The 14,598-nt window shown below is 73.1% G+C and carries 15 protein-coding genes; 13 read left to right on the top strand and 2 right to left on the bottom strand.

What is annotated here, in order from left to right; all coding sequences use genetic code 11:
• Positions 1-88: 88 nt before the first annotated feature.
• The 10 genes from ABD126_RS17885 (at position 89) to ABD126_RS17840 (ending at position 8,961) form a co-directional block, all read left to right on the top strand.
• Entirely contained in the window at positions 89-1,414 is a 1,326-nt protein-coding gene (locus tag ABD126_RS17885; protein ID WP_343934997.1) for a hemolysin family protein, read from the top strand.
• A complete protein-coding gene (locus ABD126_RS17880) occupies positions 1,411-2,448 on the top strand; it encodes a hemolysin family protein (protein ID WP_343934996.1) in 1,038 nt (345 codons plus the stop codon). Before ABD126_RS17885 ends, ABD126_RS17880 begins: the two co-directional genes overlap by 4 nt.
• An 83-nt stretch (positions 2,449-2,531) precedes the next feature.
• Complete coding sequence (locus ABD126_RS17875; RefSeq protein ID WP_343934995.1) at positions 2,532-3,020, top strand: toxin-antitoxin system HicB family antitoxin; 489 nt, start codon at positions 2,532-2,534, stop codon at positions 3,018-3,020.
• A gap of 49 nt (positions 3,021-3,069) precedes the next feature.
• The gene (locus ABD126_RS17870; protein ID WP_343934994.1) at positions 3,070-3,933 is read left to right on the top strand and encodes a DUF4097 family beta strand repeat-containing protein; all 864 of its coding nucleotides are present in this window, start codon (positions 3,070-3,072) and stop codon (positions 3,931-3,933) included.
• Positions 3,930-5,123: a cytochrome P450 gene (locus ABD126_RS17865; RefSeq protein ID WP_343934993.1), complete on the top strand. Its 1,194-nt coding sequence runs from the start codon at positions 3,930-3,932 to the stop codon at positions 5,121-5,123. The genes ABD126_RS17870 and ABD126_RS17865 overlap by 4 nt, the downstream gene beginning before the upstream one ends.
• A gap of 34 nt (positions 5,124-5,157) precedes the next feature.
• Entirely contained in the window at positions 5,158-6,096 is a 939-nt protein-coding gene (locus tag ABD126_RS17860; RefSeq protein ID WP_343934992.1) for an ATP-binding cassette domain-containing protein, read from the top strand.
• On the top strand, positions 6,093-6,863 hold the full coding sequence (locus ABD126_RS17855) for an ABC transporter permease (protein ID WP_343934991.1): 771 nt from the start codon (positions 6,093-6,095) through the stop codon (positions 6,861-6,863). The genes ABD126_RS17860 and ABD126_RS17855 overlap by 4 nt, the downstream gene beginning before the upstream one ends.
• Positions 6,864-7,023: 160 nt before the next feature.
• A complete protein-coding gene (locus ABD126_RS17850) occupies positions 7,024-7,590 on the top strand; it encodes an RNA polymerase sigma factor (protein ID WP_343934990.1) in 567 nt (188 codons plus the stop codon).
• Positions 7,583-8,659, top strand: coding sequence for a CU044_5270 family protein (locus ABD126_RS17845; RefSeq protein WP_343934989.1), 1,077 nt, complete (start codon positions 7,583-7,585; stop codon positions 8,657-8,659). The genes ABD126_RS17850 and ABD126_RS17845 overlap by 8 nt, the downstream gene beginning before the upstream one ends.
• A 38-nt stretch (positions 8,660-8,697) precedes the next feature.
• Positions 8,698-8,961 carry a hypothetical protein gene (locus ABD126_RS17840; protein ID WP_343934988.1) on the top strand — a complete coding sequence of 88 codons (264 nt, stop codon included), beginning with the start codon at positions 8,698-8,700 and terminating at the stop codon, positions 8,959-8,961.
• A gap of 55 nt (positions 8,962-9,016) precedes the next feature.
• On the opposite strand, the gene ABD126_RS17835 is transcribed toward ABD126_RS17840, so the two are convergent.
• Positions 9,017-10,231, bottom strand: coding sequence for an MFS transporter (locus tag ABD126_RS17835; protein WP_343934987.1), 1,215 nt, complete (start codon positions 10,229-10,231; stop codon positions 9,017-9,019).
• Between the two features lie 175 nt (positions 10,232-10,406).
• On the opposite strand from ABD126_RS17835, the gene ABD126_RS17830 reads away from it, so the two are divergent.
• Both ABD126_RS17830 and ABD126_RS17825 read left to right on the top strand, forming a co-directional pair.
• A complete protein-coding gene (locus ABD126_RS17830; RefSeq protein ID WP_343934986.1) occupies positions 10,407-11,285 on the top strand; it encodes a 3-methyladenine DNA glycosylase in 879 nt (292 codons plus the stop codon).
• A 98-nt stretch (positions 11,286-11,383) separates the two neighbouring features.
• Entirely contained in the window at positions 11,384-13,168 is a 1,785-nt protein-coding gene (locus ABD126_RS17825; RefSeq protein WP_343934985.1) for a substrate-binding domain-containing protein, read from the top strand.
• Here ABD126_RS17825 and ABD126_RS17820 read toward each other — a convergent pair.
• Positions 13,144-14,118, bottom strand: a complete 975-nt coding sequence (locus ABD126_RS17820) for a helix-turn-helix transcriptional regulator (protein ID WP_343934984.1) — start codon at positions 14,116-14,118, stop codon at positions 13,144-13,146. The two genes, ABD126_RS17825 and ABD126_RS17820, sit on opposite strands and share 25 nt — an antisense overlap.
• 62 nt (positions 14,119-14,180) lie before the next feature.
• On the opposite strand from ABD126_RS17820, the gene ABD126_RS17815 reads away from it, so the two are divergent.
• The gene (locus tag ABD126_RS17815; RefSeq protein WP_343934983.1) at positions 14,181-14,582 is read left to right on the top strand and encodes a DUF3224 domain-containing protein; all 402 of its coding nucleotides are present in this window, start codon (positions 14,181-14,183) and stop codon (positions 14,580-14,582) included.
• Positions 14,583-14,598 lie beyond the last annotated feature (16 nt).

Raw genomic sequence — 14,598 nt, 5'->3', positions numbered from 1 at the left:
CCGTGCGCGACGCGCAGCCTGGATGCAGTACTGAGCCGGGTCCGACACCCGGCTCGCCGCAAGACCCGAGCCCCTCCCGGGGTGCCCGGTGACCGAACTCCTGCTCAGCGCATTGGGCCTGGTCGCCGTCGTGGCGCTGACGATCGGCACGTTCATCGCCGTCGCCGCCGAGTTCTCCCTGACCGCCCTGGAGCGCAGCACCGTCGAGTCGCACGTCGCCACCGTGGGCGACGCCAAGGCCAAGACGGTGGAGAAGGCGCACCGGTCGCTGTCGTTCCAGCTGTCCGGCTCGCAGCTGGCCATCACGTTCACCACGCTGATCACCGGGTTCATCGCCGAACCGGCCATCGCCGAGCTGGTCGCCCCCGTGCTGGGGCTGGTCGGCGTGCCGGAGTCGGTGGCCCGGCCGGTGGCCCTGGTGGTCGCGCTGGCGCTGGCCACCGCGCTGTCGATGGTGTTCGGCGAGCTGGTGCCCAAGAACCTGGCCATCGCCAGGCCGCTGGAGACCGCGCGGGCCGTCGCGGGCCTGCAGGCCGGGTTCTCGGCGGTGTTCCGCTGGCTGATCACCGGCCTGAACGGGGCCGCGAACTGGCTGGTCCGCAGGCTGGGCGTGGAACCGGCCGAGGAGCTGGCCTCCGCCCGGTCCCCGCAGGAGCTGGGCGCGCTGATCCGCTCCAGCGCCGAGCAGGGCACCATCGACGAGGGCACCGCGACCCTGCTGGACCGGTCGCTGCGCTTCGGCGACCGCACCGCCGGCGAGCTGATGACCCCGCGCGTGCGGCTGGAGTCGCTCAAGGCCGACGCGACCGTGCTGGACCTGCTCGCCAAGGCCCGCGAGACCGGTTTCTCCCGCTTCCCCGTGCACAACGGCGACCTGGACGAGGTGCGCGGCATGGTGCACGTCAAACAGGCGTTCAACGTCCCGCGCAACCAGCGCGCCACCACCCCGGTGTCCGCGCTGACCCGCCCGGTCCAGACCGTCCCCGAGACCCTCGAGGGTGACGCCCTGCTGGACCGGCTGCGCGCGTCCGGACTGCAGACCGCGCTGGTCGTGGACGAGTACGGCGGCACGGCCGGGATGGTCACGCTGGAGGACGTGGTCGAGGAGATCGTCGGCGACGTGCGCGACGAGCACGACCGCCGCGAGGGCTCCCCGGTGCGGCGGCTGGGCGCGGACGGCTGGCTGGTGTCGGGCCTGCTGCGCGACGACGAGGTGGCCGAGGCGACGGGCTTCCGCATGCCGGAGGGCGACTACGAGACGCTGGCCGGCCTGGTGCTGGCGCGGCTGGGCCGCATCCCGGACGTGGGCGACGAGATCCGCGTGGACGGCTGGCGGATCACCGTGGTGCAGATGGACAAGCACCGGGTCGCCGAACTGCGGGTGTCGCGCGTGGAGCCGGAGGTGGCGCGGTGAGCGTCCTGGTGATCTTCCTGCTGCTGGCGGGCAACGCGTTCTTCGTGGGCGCGGAGTTCGCCATCATCACCGCCCGCCGCGACCGCCTGGAGGCGCTGGCCGACCGCGGCAGCGCGGGAGCGAAGGTCGTCATCCGCGCCGGCCGCGAGCTGCCGCTGCTGATCGCGGGCGCCCAGCTGGGCATCACGCTGTGCTCGCTGGGCCTGGGCGCCCTGGGTGAGCCGGCCGTGGCGTCGCTGCTGGAGGCCCCGTTCCACTCGGTGGGCCTGCCGCCGGCCGTGCTGCACGGCGTGGCGTTCGCGATCGCGCTGGTGATCGTGGTCGCGCTGCACACGGTCCTGGGCGAGATGGTGCCGAAGAACCTGGCCATCGCCGGCCCGGAGCGCACCGCGCTGCTGCTGGTGCCGGTGCACTACTGGTTCTGCAAGCTGGTCGCCCCGCTGCTGCGCGGCTTCACCGTCGTGTCGACGGCGGTGCTGAAGCTGGTCGGCGTGACCCCCAAGGACGAGCTGGAATCGGCCTACACCCGCGACGAGCTGGCGCTGCTGATCGCCCAGTCCCGCCAGGAGGGCCTGCTGGAGGACTCCGAGCACCGGCGGCTGACGCAAACGCTGTCGTCGGCGGAGCGGACCGTGGCCGACGTGCTGGTGCCGCTGGACCGGGTGACGTCGGTGCCGGCGCGGCCCACGATGGGCGACGTCGAGTCGGCCGTGTCGGCGACCGGGTTCTCCCGCTTCCCGGTCCGCGGCGACGCCGGCGCGCTGGTCGGGTACCTGCACGTGAAGGACGTCCTGGACCTGGCCGACGCGGACCCGGCCACCCCGGTGCCCGCGGCCCGGGTGCGGGGGCTGCCCGAGGTCGGGGTGGAGGCTCGGCTGGACGAGGCGCTGGCGGCGTTGCGGCGCGCGCAGAGCCACCTGGCCAAGGCCGTGACGGCGGAGGGCGAGCTGCGCGGCGTCGTGGCGCTGGAGGACCTGGTGGAGGAGTACGTGGGCACCGTCCGCGACGGCACCCACGTGTACCGGGACCTTTAGAAACCGCTGGTGGCACCGGTTGGCACCACTGTGGCACCAAGTGGCTCTTGCACTTGGCACCACAGTGGTGCCATAGTTGTGCCATGGACCTCACGCCGTACGTCGACAACCTGCGCCGCGAGCTGGCGATGGCCGCCGAGGCCGTCGGTGACGAGGCCCGTGCGCTCGCCGACCGCCTCACCACCCAGGTCGACTCCGCCGCCCGCCTGACCCTCCTGGAAGCGCTTTCCAGCGCCGCCGCCGAGATCACCCGCGACCTCGCGCCCGGCTCCGTGGACGTCCGGCTGCGCGGCCGGGACCCGGAGTTCGTCGTCACCGCGCCGCCGGCCGAACCCGCCGCCGCGCCCCGGGCCGCTGCGCCCCCGCCGCCGCCCGTGGACGACGACGGCGCCATGACCCGCATCAACCTCCGCCTGCCCGAGCACCTCAAGCAGCGCGTCGAGGACGCCGCCGCCCAGGCGGGCATCTCGGTCAACGCCTGGCTCGTCCGGGCCGCGTCCGCCGCGCTCGACCACGGCGTGCGCCAACCCACCACGCACTTCGGCCAGCGCTACACCGGCTGGGTCCGGTAACCGCCCCACCAGCGAAAACACCTTGCAGACCCACTACCAGGGGACAGCCATGCCCATTTTCGCCACGCCCGAACCCATCGCGGTGACCCTCGAACTGGTCGTCGGCCCCACCCGCATCACCGCGTCCGACCGGACCGACACGGTGGTGCAGGTGCGGCCGGGCAACCCGGACCGGGACGGCGACGTGAAGGCCGCCGACCAGACCCGGGTCGAGTTCGAGAACGGCCGGCTGCTGGTCAAGACGCCCAAGCCGCGCGGCATCTTCAACAAGGGCGGGTCGGTGGAGGTCACCATCGAGCTGCCGTCCGGGTCCAGCGTCCGCGGCGACACCGCGCTGGGCGACCTGGAGGCGCGCGGGCGGTTCGGCGAGTTCCGGTTCCGCAGCGCCACCGGCAACCTCTCGGTCGACCGGACCGGACCGCTGCGGCTGCGCACCGCGATGGGCAACGTCGGCGTCAACCACGTCGACGGCGAGGCGGACGTGCTGACCGGGTCCGGGGACCTGCGCGTCGAGCACGTCGACGGCGACGCCGTGCTGCGCAACTCCAACGGGCGCACCAACGTCGGCGAGGTCACCGGCGAACTGCGGGTGAAGTCCGCCAACGGCGACATCTCCGTGGACCTCGGCCACGGGGACGTCACCGCCACCACCGCCAGCGGCAGCATCCGCGTCAACGAGGTGGTGCGCGGCAAGGTCGTCCTGGAGACCTCGGTGGGCCAGTTGGAGATCGGCATCCGCAACGGCACCGCCGCGTGGCTGGACCTCGGTTCCGTGCTGGGCGCCGTGCACAACTCGCTGGAGGCCGCGTCCGGCCCCGATCCCGCCACCGAGACCGTCGAGGTCCGGGGGCGCACCGCGTACGGCGACATCGTGGTCCGCCGTGCCATCCCGATGAAGGAGGACGACTCATGACCATCCAGGCCGACCGGTGGGGCATCCACCCGGCGCAGTTCTGGCTGCGCGGCGAGGACCCCGCGAGCCCGGTCCGGTTCGACGAGGAGACGGGCATCTGGAACGTCTACGGCTACGAGGAGGCCTGCGCGGTCCTCGGCGACCCGAAGACGTTCTCCTCGGCCCACGTGAACGACCTGTTCCCGGTCGAGGTGGACCAGTCGATGCGGGAGGGCAACCTCCTGGACCTGGACCCGCCCGACCACCGCAAGCTGCGCAACCTGGTGAGCAAGGCGTTCTCCGGCAAGGTCGTGGCCGACCTGGAGCCCCGCATCACCGCGCTGACCCACGAGTTGCTCGACCGGGTGGACACCGACCGGTTCGAGCTGGTGTCCGACCTCGCCCACCCGCTGCCGGTGATCGTGATCGCCGAGCTGCTCGGCCTGCCCCCGGACGACCGGGAGCTGTTCCGCGAGTGGGTGGACAAGATGTTCGCCGAGACCAACCAGTTCTCCTTGAACGACAGCAAGGAGAAGATGGAGCAGGACTTCGCCGGGGCGGTCGAGGGGTTCGCCCCGCTGCGGGAGTACCTGGGGGCGCACATCCGGGCGCGGCGCGCCGATCCCCGCGACGACCTGATCTCCGGCCTGGTGCGGGCCGAGATCGACGGGGAACGCCTGAACGACAACGAGGTGGTCAACTTCACCGTCGTGCTCCTGATCGCGGGGCACGTCACCACCACCATGCTGCTGGGGAACACGACCCTGTGCCTGGACGCCCACCCCGCGCAGCGGGACCGCGTCCGCGCCGACCGGTCGCTGGTGCCGGTGGCGATCGAGGAGTCGCTGCGCTTCCTCACCCCGTTCGCTGCCGTGGCGCGGGCCACGACCACCGACGTCACCGTCGGGGGACAGCACATCCCGGCTGACCAGATGCTGATGATGTGGCTGTCCGCGGCGAACCGGGACGCGCGCCGGTTCACCGACCCGCACCTGTTCGACGCCACGCGCGACCCCAACCCGCACATCGGCTTCGGCCGCGGCATCCACTTCTGCGTCGGCGCGCCGCTGGCCCGCCTCGAAGGCCGCATCGCCGTGAACGCCCTGCTCGACCGCTTCCCCGGCCTGCACGTGGACCCCGACCAGGCGCCCACGTTCATGCCCTCGCCCAACATGACGGGCGTCAAGACGCTGCCGCTGCGCGTCGCCTGATCTTCTTCTTGTAGCAAGTCTCTGAGGGGAACCCATGACCATCTCGGCCTTCGGGCTGCGCAAGAGATTCGGCGACAAGGTCGTCCTGGACGGCATCGACCTGTCGGTCGCCGAGGGCACGGTCTTCTCGCTGCTCGGCCCGAACGGGGCGGGCAAGACCACCGCCGTGCAGATCCTGTCCACGCTCATCACCGCCGACGCGGGCGACGTGCGGATCTGCGGCCACGACCTGCGGACCGACCCGGACGGCGTGCGCTCGGTGATCGGCGTGACCGGCCAGTTCTCCGCCGTGGACGGCCTGCTCACCGGCGAGGAGAACCTGCGGCTGATGGCCGACCTGCGCCACCTGCCGCGCCGGGAGGGCCGGCGGCTGACCGCGCGGCTGCTGGAGCGGTTCGACCTGGTGGAGGCCGGCCGCAAGCCCGCCTCCACCTATTCCGGCGGCATGCGCCGGCGGCTGGACCTGGCGATGACGCTGGTCGGCGGGCCGCGGGTGATCTTCCTCGACGAGCCGACCACGGGGCTGGACCCGCGCAGCCGGCACGGGCTGTGGGACATCATCCGGGAGCTGGTCGCCGGGGAGGGCGTCACGATCTTCCTGACCACCCAGTACCTGGAGGAGGCCGACCAGCTCGCCGACCGGATCGCCGTGCTGGACCACGGGAAGCTCGTCGCGCAGGGCAGCGCGGCGGAGCTGAAGCGGTTGGTGCCGGGCGGGCACGTGAGCCTGCGGTTCACCGACGTGTCCACTCTGGACCGCGCGGTGCGGGTGCTGGGCGCGGGCAGCCGGGACGACGAGGCGCTGACGTTGCAGGTGCCCGGCGACGGCGGGGTCCGGTCGCTGCGGGAACTGCTCGAACGGCTCGACCTGGCCGACGTCGAGCCCGAGGGCCTGACCGTGCACACGCCCGACCTGGACGACGTGTTCTTCGCCCTCACCGGGCACCCGACCCCGCGGGAGAGCCTCCGATGAGCGCGACCACCTACGCCGACTCGCTGACCATGCTGCGCCGGGACTTCAAGCACCAGCAGCGCTACCCGGTCATGGCGATCTCGGGGCTGTTCACGCCGGTGTTCATGATGCTGTTGTTCGTCTACGTGTTCGGCGGGGCGATGCTGACCACCGTCGGCAACAGCACGTACGTGAACTACCTGGTGCCCGGCATCCTGGTGATGGCGGTCGGCGCGAGCAGCGCGGGCACGGCGATCGGGATCTGCGTGGACATGAACGAGGGCGTCATCGCCCGGTTCCGGACCATGGCCATCGCCCGCGTGTCGGTGCTGACCGGGCACGTGCTCGGGGCGGTGATCCGCACGACGGTCACGCTCGCCCTGGTGGTCGGGGTGGCGCTGGTGATCGGGTTCCGGCCGCGGGCGTCGTTCGGCGAGTGGGTGCTGGCGGTCGCGGTGCTGCTGATGCTGACGCTGGCGCTGACGTGGCTGGCCGTGGGCGGCGGGTTGGCGGCGAAGAAGCCCGAGGGGGCCAACGGGTTCTCGCTGCCGCTGCAGTTCCTGCCGTTCATCAGCAGCGCGTTCGTGCCGACGGAGTCGATGTCGCCGGCGGTGGCGTGGTTCGCCGAGCACCAGCCGTTCACGCCGGTCATCGACACGCTGCGGGGTGTGCTGAGCGGGACGCCGGTCGGGGACAGCGGCTGGTGGGCCATCGGCTGGTGCGCCGTCGCGGCGGTCGGCGGCTACCTGTGGTCGCGCAAGCTCTACAACCGCGACCCGGCCCGCTGACCGCCACCGCGGTCGATCGAGGTCACCCGGAAGGCGCACACGTTCGCCCTGGTGGCGGGTGGTGCGGGGACGTCGCCAAGGCGTCCCCGCACCGCCGCGTGAACCCGATCCGGTCGGGTGACTGATAACAGGGCGAACGCCACACGCCCGAAAGGCCACCATGACGACAACCGATGCGGAGATCATCGACCGCTCCCGGCTCCAGCCGGAGGCGTTCGCCGAGATCTTCGACCGGCACGCGCCGCACATCCAGCGGTACCTGGCCCGGCGGCTCGGCCGCGAGGTCGCGGACGACCTCGTCGCGGAGACGTTCCTCGCCGCGTTCGGCAAGCGGGAGCGCTACGACCTCGGCCGGCCCGACGCCCGGCCGTGGCTGTACGGGATCGCCACCAACCTCGTCGGCCAGCACCGGCGCGACGAGGTGCGGCGGTTCCGGCTGCGCGAGGCCGCCGTGCCGGACGAGGCCGGTCACGCCGACCGGGTCGCCACCCGGGTCGCCGCGCAGGCGCTGCGCGCGCCCCTGGCCGACGCCCTGGCCGCGCTGACCGCCGAGGACCGCGACGTCCTGCTGCTGGTCGCCTGGGAGGAGCTGAGCTACGAGGAGGTCGCCGGGGCGCTGTCCATCCCGGTCGGCACCGTCCGCTCCCGCCTCCACCGAGCCCGCCGCAAGGTCCGTGAGGCGCTCGGAAACCCCACCGCGCTTGAGGAGTTGCTGAGCAATGGATGACCTGACGCTGGTCCGCGCCCTGGCCGACGACGCCCCGCTGCCGACCCCGACCGACCTGGCCCCGGCCCGAGCCCGCCTGATGGCCACGCTCACCGCCGCCGGCCCCACGCCCGCCCGGCCGGCCGGGAGCCGGACCGCCGGGAACCACCCCTCGGCCACCGCCCCGCCCACCGCCGCCACGCCCACCGCCGCCCGGCCCGCCACCGCCCGGCCCGCCACCGCCCGGCCCGCCACCGCCCCGCCAGCCGCCAACCAGCCCATGGCCGACCAGCCCGCTTCCGTCACGCCGCTGCGGTCCGGCAAGCGGCGCAAGCGCGGGTTCGTGCTGGCCGGCGCCTCCACCCTGGTCGCCGCCGCGGCCGTCGCCGTGGCGGTCACGCTCGCCCCGGTGGACGTCGTGGGCGGTCCCGCGCCGGCCGTCGCCGGCGCCGCCGAGGTGCTCAGCCACGCCGCCGCCAAGGCCCGCACGGAACCGTTCGTCGAGCCCCGCCCCGACCAGTTCCTCTACTACCGCTCGACCGAGGGCGGCCAGGTCAGCGAGCGCTGGCTGTCGGTGGACGGCACCCGCGACGGCGCGGTCGAGTTCCCCGACGGCCGGGCTCCGCTCCCGGGCTGCCGCGACGGCGTCCGGCAGGTCTTCAAGGGCGACCAGCCCCTCCCGGGCGTCACCGAACCGTGCGAACCCGACCCCGCCTACAAGCGCGACCTGCCCACCACGGCCGACGCGATGCTGGCCTACCTGGACGCGAACGCCGGCGGCGGTCCGGGCAACGTCAACGCCCGCGGCAAGGACGTCATGGGCCTGGCCCGCTCCCCGCTCAAGCCGGACAGCAAGGCCGCCCTGTTCGAGGCGGCGGCCAAGGTCGAGGGCCTCCAGGTCGTCCGCGACACCCAGGACACCACCGGCCGCCCGGCCGTCGGCATCGAGTGGCCGGCCCCGGTCGCCCCGGGCGACAAGCCGAAGAAGACCACGCTGTACTTCGACCCGGCCACCTACGAGTACCTGGGCACCTCCTACGGCCCGGCCGAGCAGATGTCCATTGTGGACGAGGTCGGGCAGCGCCCCTGACCGGCGCGCGCGGGGGACGCGGGACTACCGTGTCCCCCGTGGAGCCGAACGAAGACCCCGAGGACGACGACTTCGACCCCGAGGACGAAGACGACTTCGAGGACGAGGAAGCCGACGAGGACGACCTGTTCGGCGTCACCTCCGACGCCCGCACCATCTGCCACCTGTGCGGCGGCGCGGGCTTCGTCGCCCACCCGACCTCGGCGGTCATCGGCGGGGTCCCCCGGACCGTGGACAACGGCCGGGAGTGCCCGCACTGCCACGCCGCCCGCAAGTTCCCGGGCCTGGTCCCGCCGGTGTGAGCGGTCGGCCTTCCCGCCGGTGTGAGCGGTCGACCTCCCCCGCCGGTCCGAGCGGCTAGGCGGGGGCCCGCTCCGCCACCGCCCGCTCGGCCGCCGCGAAGGCCCTCGGCGACAACCCGACCCAGGCGACCAGCAGCGCCCCCACCTGGATCACGGCCGCCATCACCCACACCGACCGCAGCCCGAACCAGGACGCCACCAGCCCGCCGGTCAACGCCCCGACCGGCGTCAGCCCCCAGGCCAGCGCGCGGTGGCCGGTCAGCACCCGCCCCAGCAGCGCGGACGGCGTGAACCGCTGCCGGCTCGACTGGGAGCACACGTTCCACACCATCACGATCGCCGACGAGCCGAACAGCACCACCGCCACCGCCACCGGCCACGGCGGCAGCACGGCGACCAGCGCGTTGGCCACCACCATGCCGACCTGGGCCCACCGCATCGACCACGAGTACCCGAGCCGCTCCACCACCCGGTGCACCACGAACGACACCGCGACCCACCCCATGGCCATCGCGGTCAGCAGCAGGCCGTAGCCGACGGACCCGAGCCCCAGCACCTCGTACGCGTACAGCACCATCATCGCCATCGCGGCGCTGGCCGAGAACGACCCGAGCGCCACCGCCATCGTGATCGACAACAGCAACCGGGTCCCGACGAGGAACCTCAGGCCCTCCGCGATGTCGCGCAGCGGGTGCTTGCCCGACGGCGTCGCCGGCCGGGACGGGATGCCCCGGGTCAACGCCAGCGCGGTCAGCGCCGCCGCCACCGCCAACCCGGCCGGCGCGCCGAACCCCCACGCCACCAGCAGGCCGCCCACCGGCGGCACGACGAACTGCACCGCGCCCCGGTCGATCAGGATCAACCGGGTGTTGGCCGCCGCCAACCGGTCCGGCCCCACCACCTCCTGCACCAGCGCGCCGCTCGCGCCGTCGCCCAGCACCTGCGCCGACGTCACCACGAACGCCACCACCAGCAGCAACGGCAGGCTCAACGCGCCGGTGAAGCCCGCGACCGCCAGCGTCACCGCCGCCGCGCACTGCACGCCGTAGGCCAGGCCCAGCACGGTCGTGCGCCGCGCCCGGTCGATCAACACCCCCGCGAACAGCGAGAACAACAGCCAGGGCGACTGCCCCACCACCTGCACCAACGACACTTCGCGCGGATCGGTCGTGATCGACACCGCCGCCAGTGGCAGCGCCGTCAACATCAACCCCTCCGCGACCGAACCCGACACCGCGACGGCCTGAAGCCGCGCCCACCCCCTCGACATGGTGACCACCCTGCCAAGGCGGGCGGCAGTCGCCGAACGTTTTAGCGTGAGGTGAACCGTGGTCCCCGGGCACGCCCACCGTGCCGGCCGAGCGGCCGGACGTCGCGCCGCATCCCGACGGGGTTGAGGTGTGGGGGCGGTCGGGCGCTGGTGGAGGGCGAAATACGATGGGGGCGTGGGGGTCGTCCTTCCGGAAGCCGAGTGGACCGCGCGCCGTGATGCGCACGCGGCCCGTGTCCGCGCCTGGACGCGCCCGCACCACGAGCGCAAGGCGCGCGGCGAGAAGCACCCCGTGCTGGACTTCCTGTTCTCCTACTACTCGCACCGGCCGGCCCGGCTGGAGCGCTGGCACCCCGGGCCGGGCGTGGTGCTGGAGGGCGACGCCGCCCGTGACTACCTGCGGTGGCCGCTCTACCGGGAGACCCCCGAAGGGGTGACGCTGGACGTCGAGGCGTTCGCCCGCGAACGGCGGTCCACGATCGGGTTCACCCACCGCCTGCTCACCGCCACCGCCGCCCGCGCCCCGCGCCTGGGCTGCTTCGGCCTGCACGAGTGGGCCATGGTGTACCGGGCCGACCAGGTGCGGCACGAGGCGTGGCCGCTGCGGCTGGGGTCGCGGGGCACGGACCGCGTGGTCGAGTCGCACAAGGTCCAGTGCAGCCACTTCGACGCCTTCCGGTTCTTCACCCCGGAGGCCCGTCCGCTCAACGTGGTGCAGCCCACCCGGGACAAGCAGGTCGAACTGGAGCAGCCGGGCTGCCTGCACGTGTCGATGGACTTGTTCAAGTGGAGCTACAAGCTCGACCCGGCGACCCCGTCGGAGCTGATGGCGGACTGCTTCGACCTCGCCCTGCGGGTTCGGGAGCTGGACATGCGCGCCAGCCCGTACGACCTGGCCGGGCTCGGCTACGCGCCGATCCCGGTGGAGACCGCCGAGGGGCGGGCGGAGTACGTGCGGCGGCAGAGCGCGTTCACCGAGGCCGCGGCTCCGCTGCGGGCGGCGTTGATCGACCTCACGCGCGCGCTGCTCGACGTGCCCGTCACGGCGCCATAACTCCACGTCACTTCACCCGCTTCCCAGATGTCACCTGTTAGCGTGACGCCGGTCGGGATTCGCCAATCCGTGAAGTCGGACGTTCGAGAGGGAAGACGATGTCTCGACACCGCGCGCTGCGGACGAAGGTGCGGCGCGGGATCGCCAAGTGGCCGGTCGCCATCGTGGGCGTGGTCGTGCTGCTGTTCCTCGGGTACTTCGCGTGGACGTGGGTCGCCGGGATCGTGGACCGGCGCGCCGCCGCCGTGGCCGGCGATTGCAGCGAGGGCGACGCGGTGCTGCGCGTGGCCGCCGCGCCCAGCGTCGCCGAGGCCGTGCGCGAGGTCGCGCGGGCGTGGACCAGGCAGCGCCCGGTCGTCTACGACCACTGCATCCGCCCCGAGGTGCAGGCGATCGACTCCGACCTGGTCCTCGAAGGGCTCACCCAGGGCTGGGACGAGGGCAAGCTCAACGCCAAGCCGCACGCCTGGGTCACCGACTCGACGCTGTGGGCCAACCGGCTCGGCGCGCAGAACCGGGCGCTGATCGGCGCGCAGCCGGAGTCCATCGCGGCCAGCCCGGTCCTGCTCGCGATGCCCCAGGACGCCGCGTCGGCCGTGCAGTCCGGCGCCGGGTTCCGGTGGACCGACCTGCCCGACGTGACCACCGCGGCGGGCGGCTGGCAGCGGTTCGGCAAACCCGAGTGGGGCGACTTCAAGATCGCCATGCCGGACCCGGCGACCAACGCCGCGACCGCGATGGCCGTGCAGTCCGCGCTGGCCGGCGCGTCCCCGGACGGCAAGGGCCCGGTCACCACCGACATGCTCGCGCTGGACCCGGTGAAGGCCACGCTGGGCCGGCTGACCGCCGCCAAGCCCGCGCAGACCCCCGCGACCACGTGGGAGGCGCTGTCGCTGCTGGCCGACAAGCCCGAGGTCAACGCGGCGGGCTTCGCGGCGGTGCCGGTGTTCGAGGTGGACCTGTACCGGCACAACACCGGCAAGGACAGCGGCACGCCGCCGCTGGCGCCGCTGTACGGGGTGGCGGCGGGCGGGCCGTCCCCGGTGGCGGACTTCCCGTTCGTGCCGCTCGCCGGCGACTGGGTCGGCGAGGCGCAGGTCCGCGCGGCGCAGGCGTTCCGCGAGTTCCTCCTGGAGGGCGAGCAGCAGAAGCTGCTGGCCGCGGCGGGACTGCGGGTGGACGCCACGACCGAGCGGCCCAAGCCGTCGCCGGGCCTGCGCTGGCCGACGATGACCGACAAGCTCGTCCCCGCCGACGCGAACACCACCCAGCAGATCTCCGCCGCGTGGGCCACCGCCGACAACGGCCAGGTGGTGACCGTGCTGGTGGACTCGTCCAAGTCGATGGGCGAGCCGGGCGGCGAGGGCCGCTCCCGCGTGGAGTGGGTGAAGGCGGCGCTGACCGGGCAGATCAACCGGTCGGTGTCGGGGTCGCTGGGCCTGTGGGAGTTCTCCAGCGGGTTGGCGGGCGACAAGCCGTACCGGCAGCTCGTCGCGCCCGGCCCGGTCGTGGCGCAGAAGCAGCAGTTGCTGGACGGGGTCGCGGGCCTGCGCCCGCAGAACGCCACGCACCTGTACTCCAGCCTGGCCGCGCTCTACAAGCAGGCGGTCGCGGAGTTCCAGGCGGGCAAGCGCAACCGGATCGTCGTGCTGACCGACAGCCCCAACGACGGCGGCCTCACCCTGGAACAGCTGAAGGCGGAGCTGGCGGGCGCGAAGCAGGAGGGCCGCGAGGTCGAGGTGTCGATCATCGCGATCGGCAAGGACCCGGAGCGGCAGCCGCTGTCGGAGATCGCCCGGTCCACCGGCGGGACGCTGTCGGTGGTGGACGACGGTCGCGGGGTGGACGCGGCGCTGGGTCAGCTGCTGTCGGAGTCGCGGTAGCGCAGCGCGGTCGCCCCGATCCTGGCCTTGATCCGCTCACGCAGTTCGAGGGGCGCCACGACCTCGGCTTCCGGGCCGAGCCGGAGCAGGTCCACCAGGGCATGGTCGAGTGACTCGGTCGGGATCTCGACGGTGGTCCACTCCCCTTGCGGCACAACGCTTTCGAGCGCCCTGGAGGCGGCGAGGCTGAGCAGGGCGCGGGCCGCGCGCAGCCCGGCTTCGGTGACCTTGACGGTGACCCGCTCGGGATACATCCGCTCCTCGAACCGCTTGGACCACTCGGCCCAGAAGGTGGCGAGGTCGAAGGTCTCCGGGCGGTGGAAGGGTTCGCCGGTCGGTTCGAGGGCTTCCACGCGCGCGACCCGGTAGGTGCGGGGCTGCCCGTCGGAGTCGGCCACGAGGTACCAGAGCCCGGCCTTGAGCACGAGCCCGAGCGGCCCGACGGTCCTCTCGACCACCTGGCCGCCCCACCGCCGGTACCGCAGGCGCAGCGTGACCGGGTTCCACACGGCGTCGGCGATGTCGGCGAGGAACGGCATCTCCTCGCTCTGCCGGAACCACCCGCCGGCGTCGAGGTGGAACCGCTCCCGGATGCGTCCCGCCCGCGACCGCAGTTCCGGCGGCAACGCGGCGAGCACCTTCAGCTGAGCCGCCGCGACCACCGTGCCCAGCCCGAGTTCGGCGGCCGGACCGGGCATGCCCGCGAAGAACAGCGACTCGGCCTCTTCGCCGGTCAGGCCGGTGAGGCGGGTGCGGTAGCCGTCGAGGAGCCGGTAGCCGCCGGCCGGCCCGCGATCGGCGTAGACGGGCACCCCGGCGGCGCTGAGCGCTTCGACGTCCCGGTAGACGGTGCGAACGGACACTTCCAGCTCATCGGCCAACTCCTGCGCCGTCATCCGTCCCCGGGTCTGGAGGAGCAGGAGGAGGGAGAGCAGACGTCCGGCGCGCATGGATCTCATTGTGCGCCCGTTCCTGACAGGAGTTGTCAGGTTCCGGCGGGATCGTTGCCGTCATGGGTACCGCGAACGGCAACGCCGAGATGAAGAGCTGGGACGAGCGCACGTGGGACGGCAAGCGCTACGACGAGGTGAGCGGCCCGAAGCAGACGACCGGGTCGATGACGGTGGAGTACACGGGCGACCTGGCGGGGACGGGCGAGTTCCGGTTCCTGATGGACTACCCGGACGCGGAGTCGTGCCGAGCGGTGGGGTACGAGGTGGTGACCGGCGTGCTGGGCGGGCGGTCGGGGTCGTTCGTGCGGGAGCACCGCGGCGGTTTCCGCGACGGGGTGTCGCGGGGGACGTTCACGGTGGTGTCGGCGTCGGGCGGGTTGGCGGGGCTGACGGGGTCGGGGTCGATCACGTGGCACATGGGCGAGCCGGGCACTTACGCGTTCGAGTACTCGGTCAGCTGAAGCGCGACGGCCCCGT

It is taken from the genome of Saccharothrix mutabilis subsp. mutabilis (genome assembly GCF_039521145.1).
Taxonomy (GTDB): domain Bacteria; phylum Actinomycetota; class Actinomycetes; order Mycobacteriales; family Pseudonocardiaceae; genus Actinosynnema; species Actinosynnema mutabilis.
The sequence above is the reverse complement of the archived record's forward strand: the minus strand, read 5'-3'. Positions and strand labels throughout refer to the sequence as shown.

Excerpts from the sequence above, each read along its gene's own strand:
- ABD126_RS17875 (WP_343934995.1), top strand. The coding sequence starts at position 2,532 with ATGGACCTCACGCCGTACGTCGACAACCTGCGCCGCGAGCTGGCGATG.
- ABD126_RS17870 (WP_343934994.1), top strand. The coding sequence starts at position 3,070 with ATGCCCATTTTCGCCACGCCCGAACCCATCGCGGTGACCCTCGAACTG.
- ABD126_RS17865 (WP_343934993.1), top strand. The coding sequence starts at position 3,930 with ATGACCATCCAGGCCGACCGGTGGGGCATCCACCCGGCGCAGTTCTGG.
- ABD126_RS17860 (WP_343934992.1), top strand. The coding sequence starts at position 5,158 with ATGACCATCTCGGCCTTCGGGCTGCGCAAGAGATTCGGCGACAAGGTC.
- ABD126_RS17855 (WP_343934991.1), top strand. The coding sequence starts at position 6,093 with ATGAGCGCGACCACCTACGCCGACTCGCTGACCATGCTGCGCCGGGAC.
- ABD126_RS17850 (WP_343934990.1), top strand. The coding sequence starts at position 7,024 with ATGACGACAACCGATGCGGAGATCATCGACCGCTCCCGGCTCCAGCCG.
- ABD126_RS17845 (WP_343934989.1), top strand. The coding sequence starts at position 7,583 with ATGGATGACCTGACGCTGGTCCGCGCCCTGGCCGACGACGCCCCGCTG.
- ABD126_RS17835 (WP_343934987.1), bottom strand. The coding sequence starts at position 10,231 with ATGTCGAGGGGGTGGGCGCGGCTTCAGGCCGTCGCGGTGTCGGGTTCG.
- ABD126_RS17825 (WP_343934985.1), top strand. The coding sequence starts at position 11,384 with ATGTCTCGACACCGCGCGCTGCGGACGAAGGTGCGGCGCGGGATCGCC.
- ABD126_RS17820 (WP_343934984.1), bottom strand. The coding sequence starts at position 14,118 with ATGCGCGCCGGACGTCTGCTCTCCCTCCTCCTGCTCCTCCAGACCCGG.
- ABD126_RS17815 (WP_343934983.1), top strand. The coding sequence starts at position 14,181 with ATGGGTACCGCGAACGGCAACGCCGAGATGAAGAGCTGGGACGAGCGC.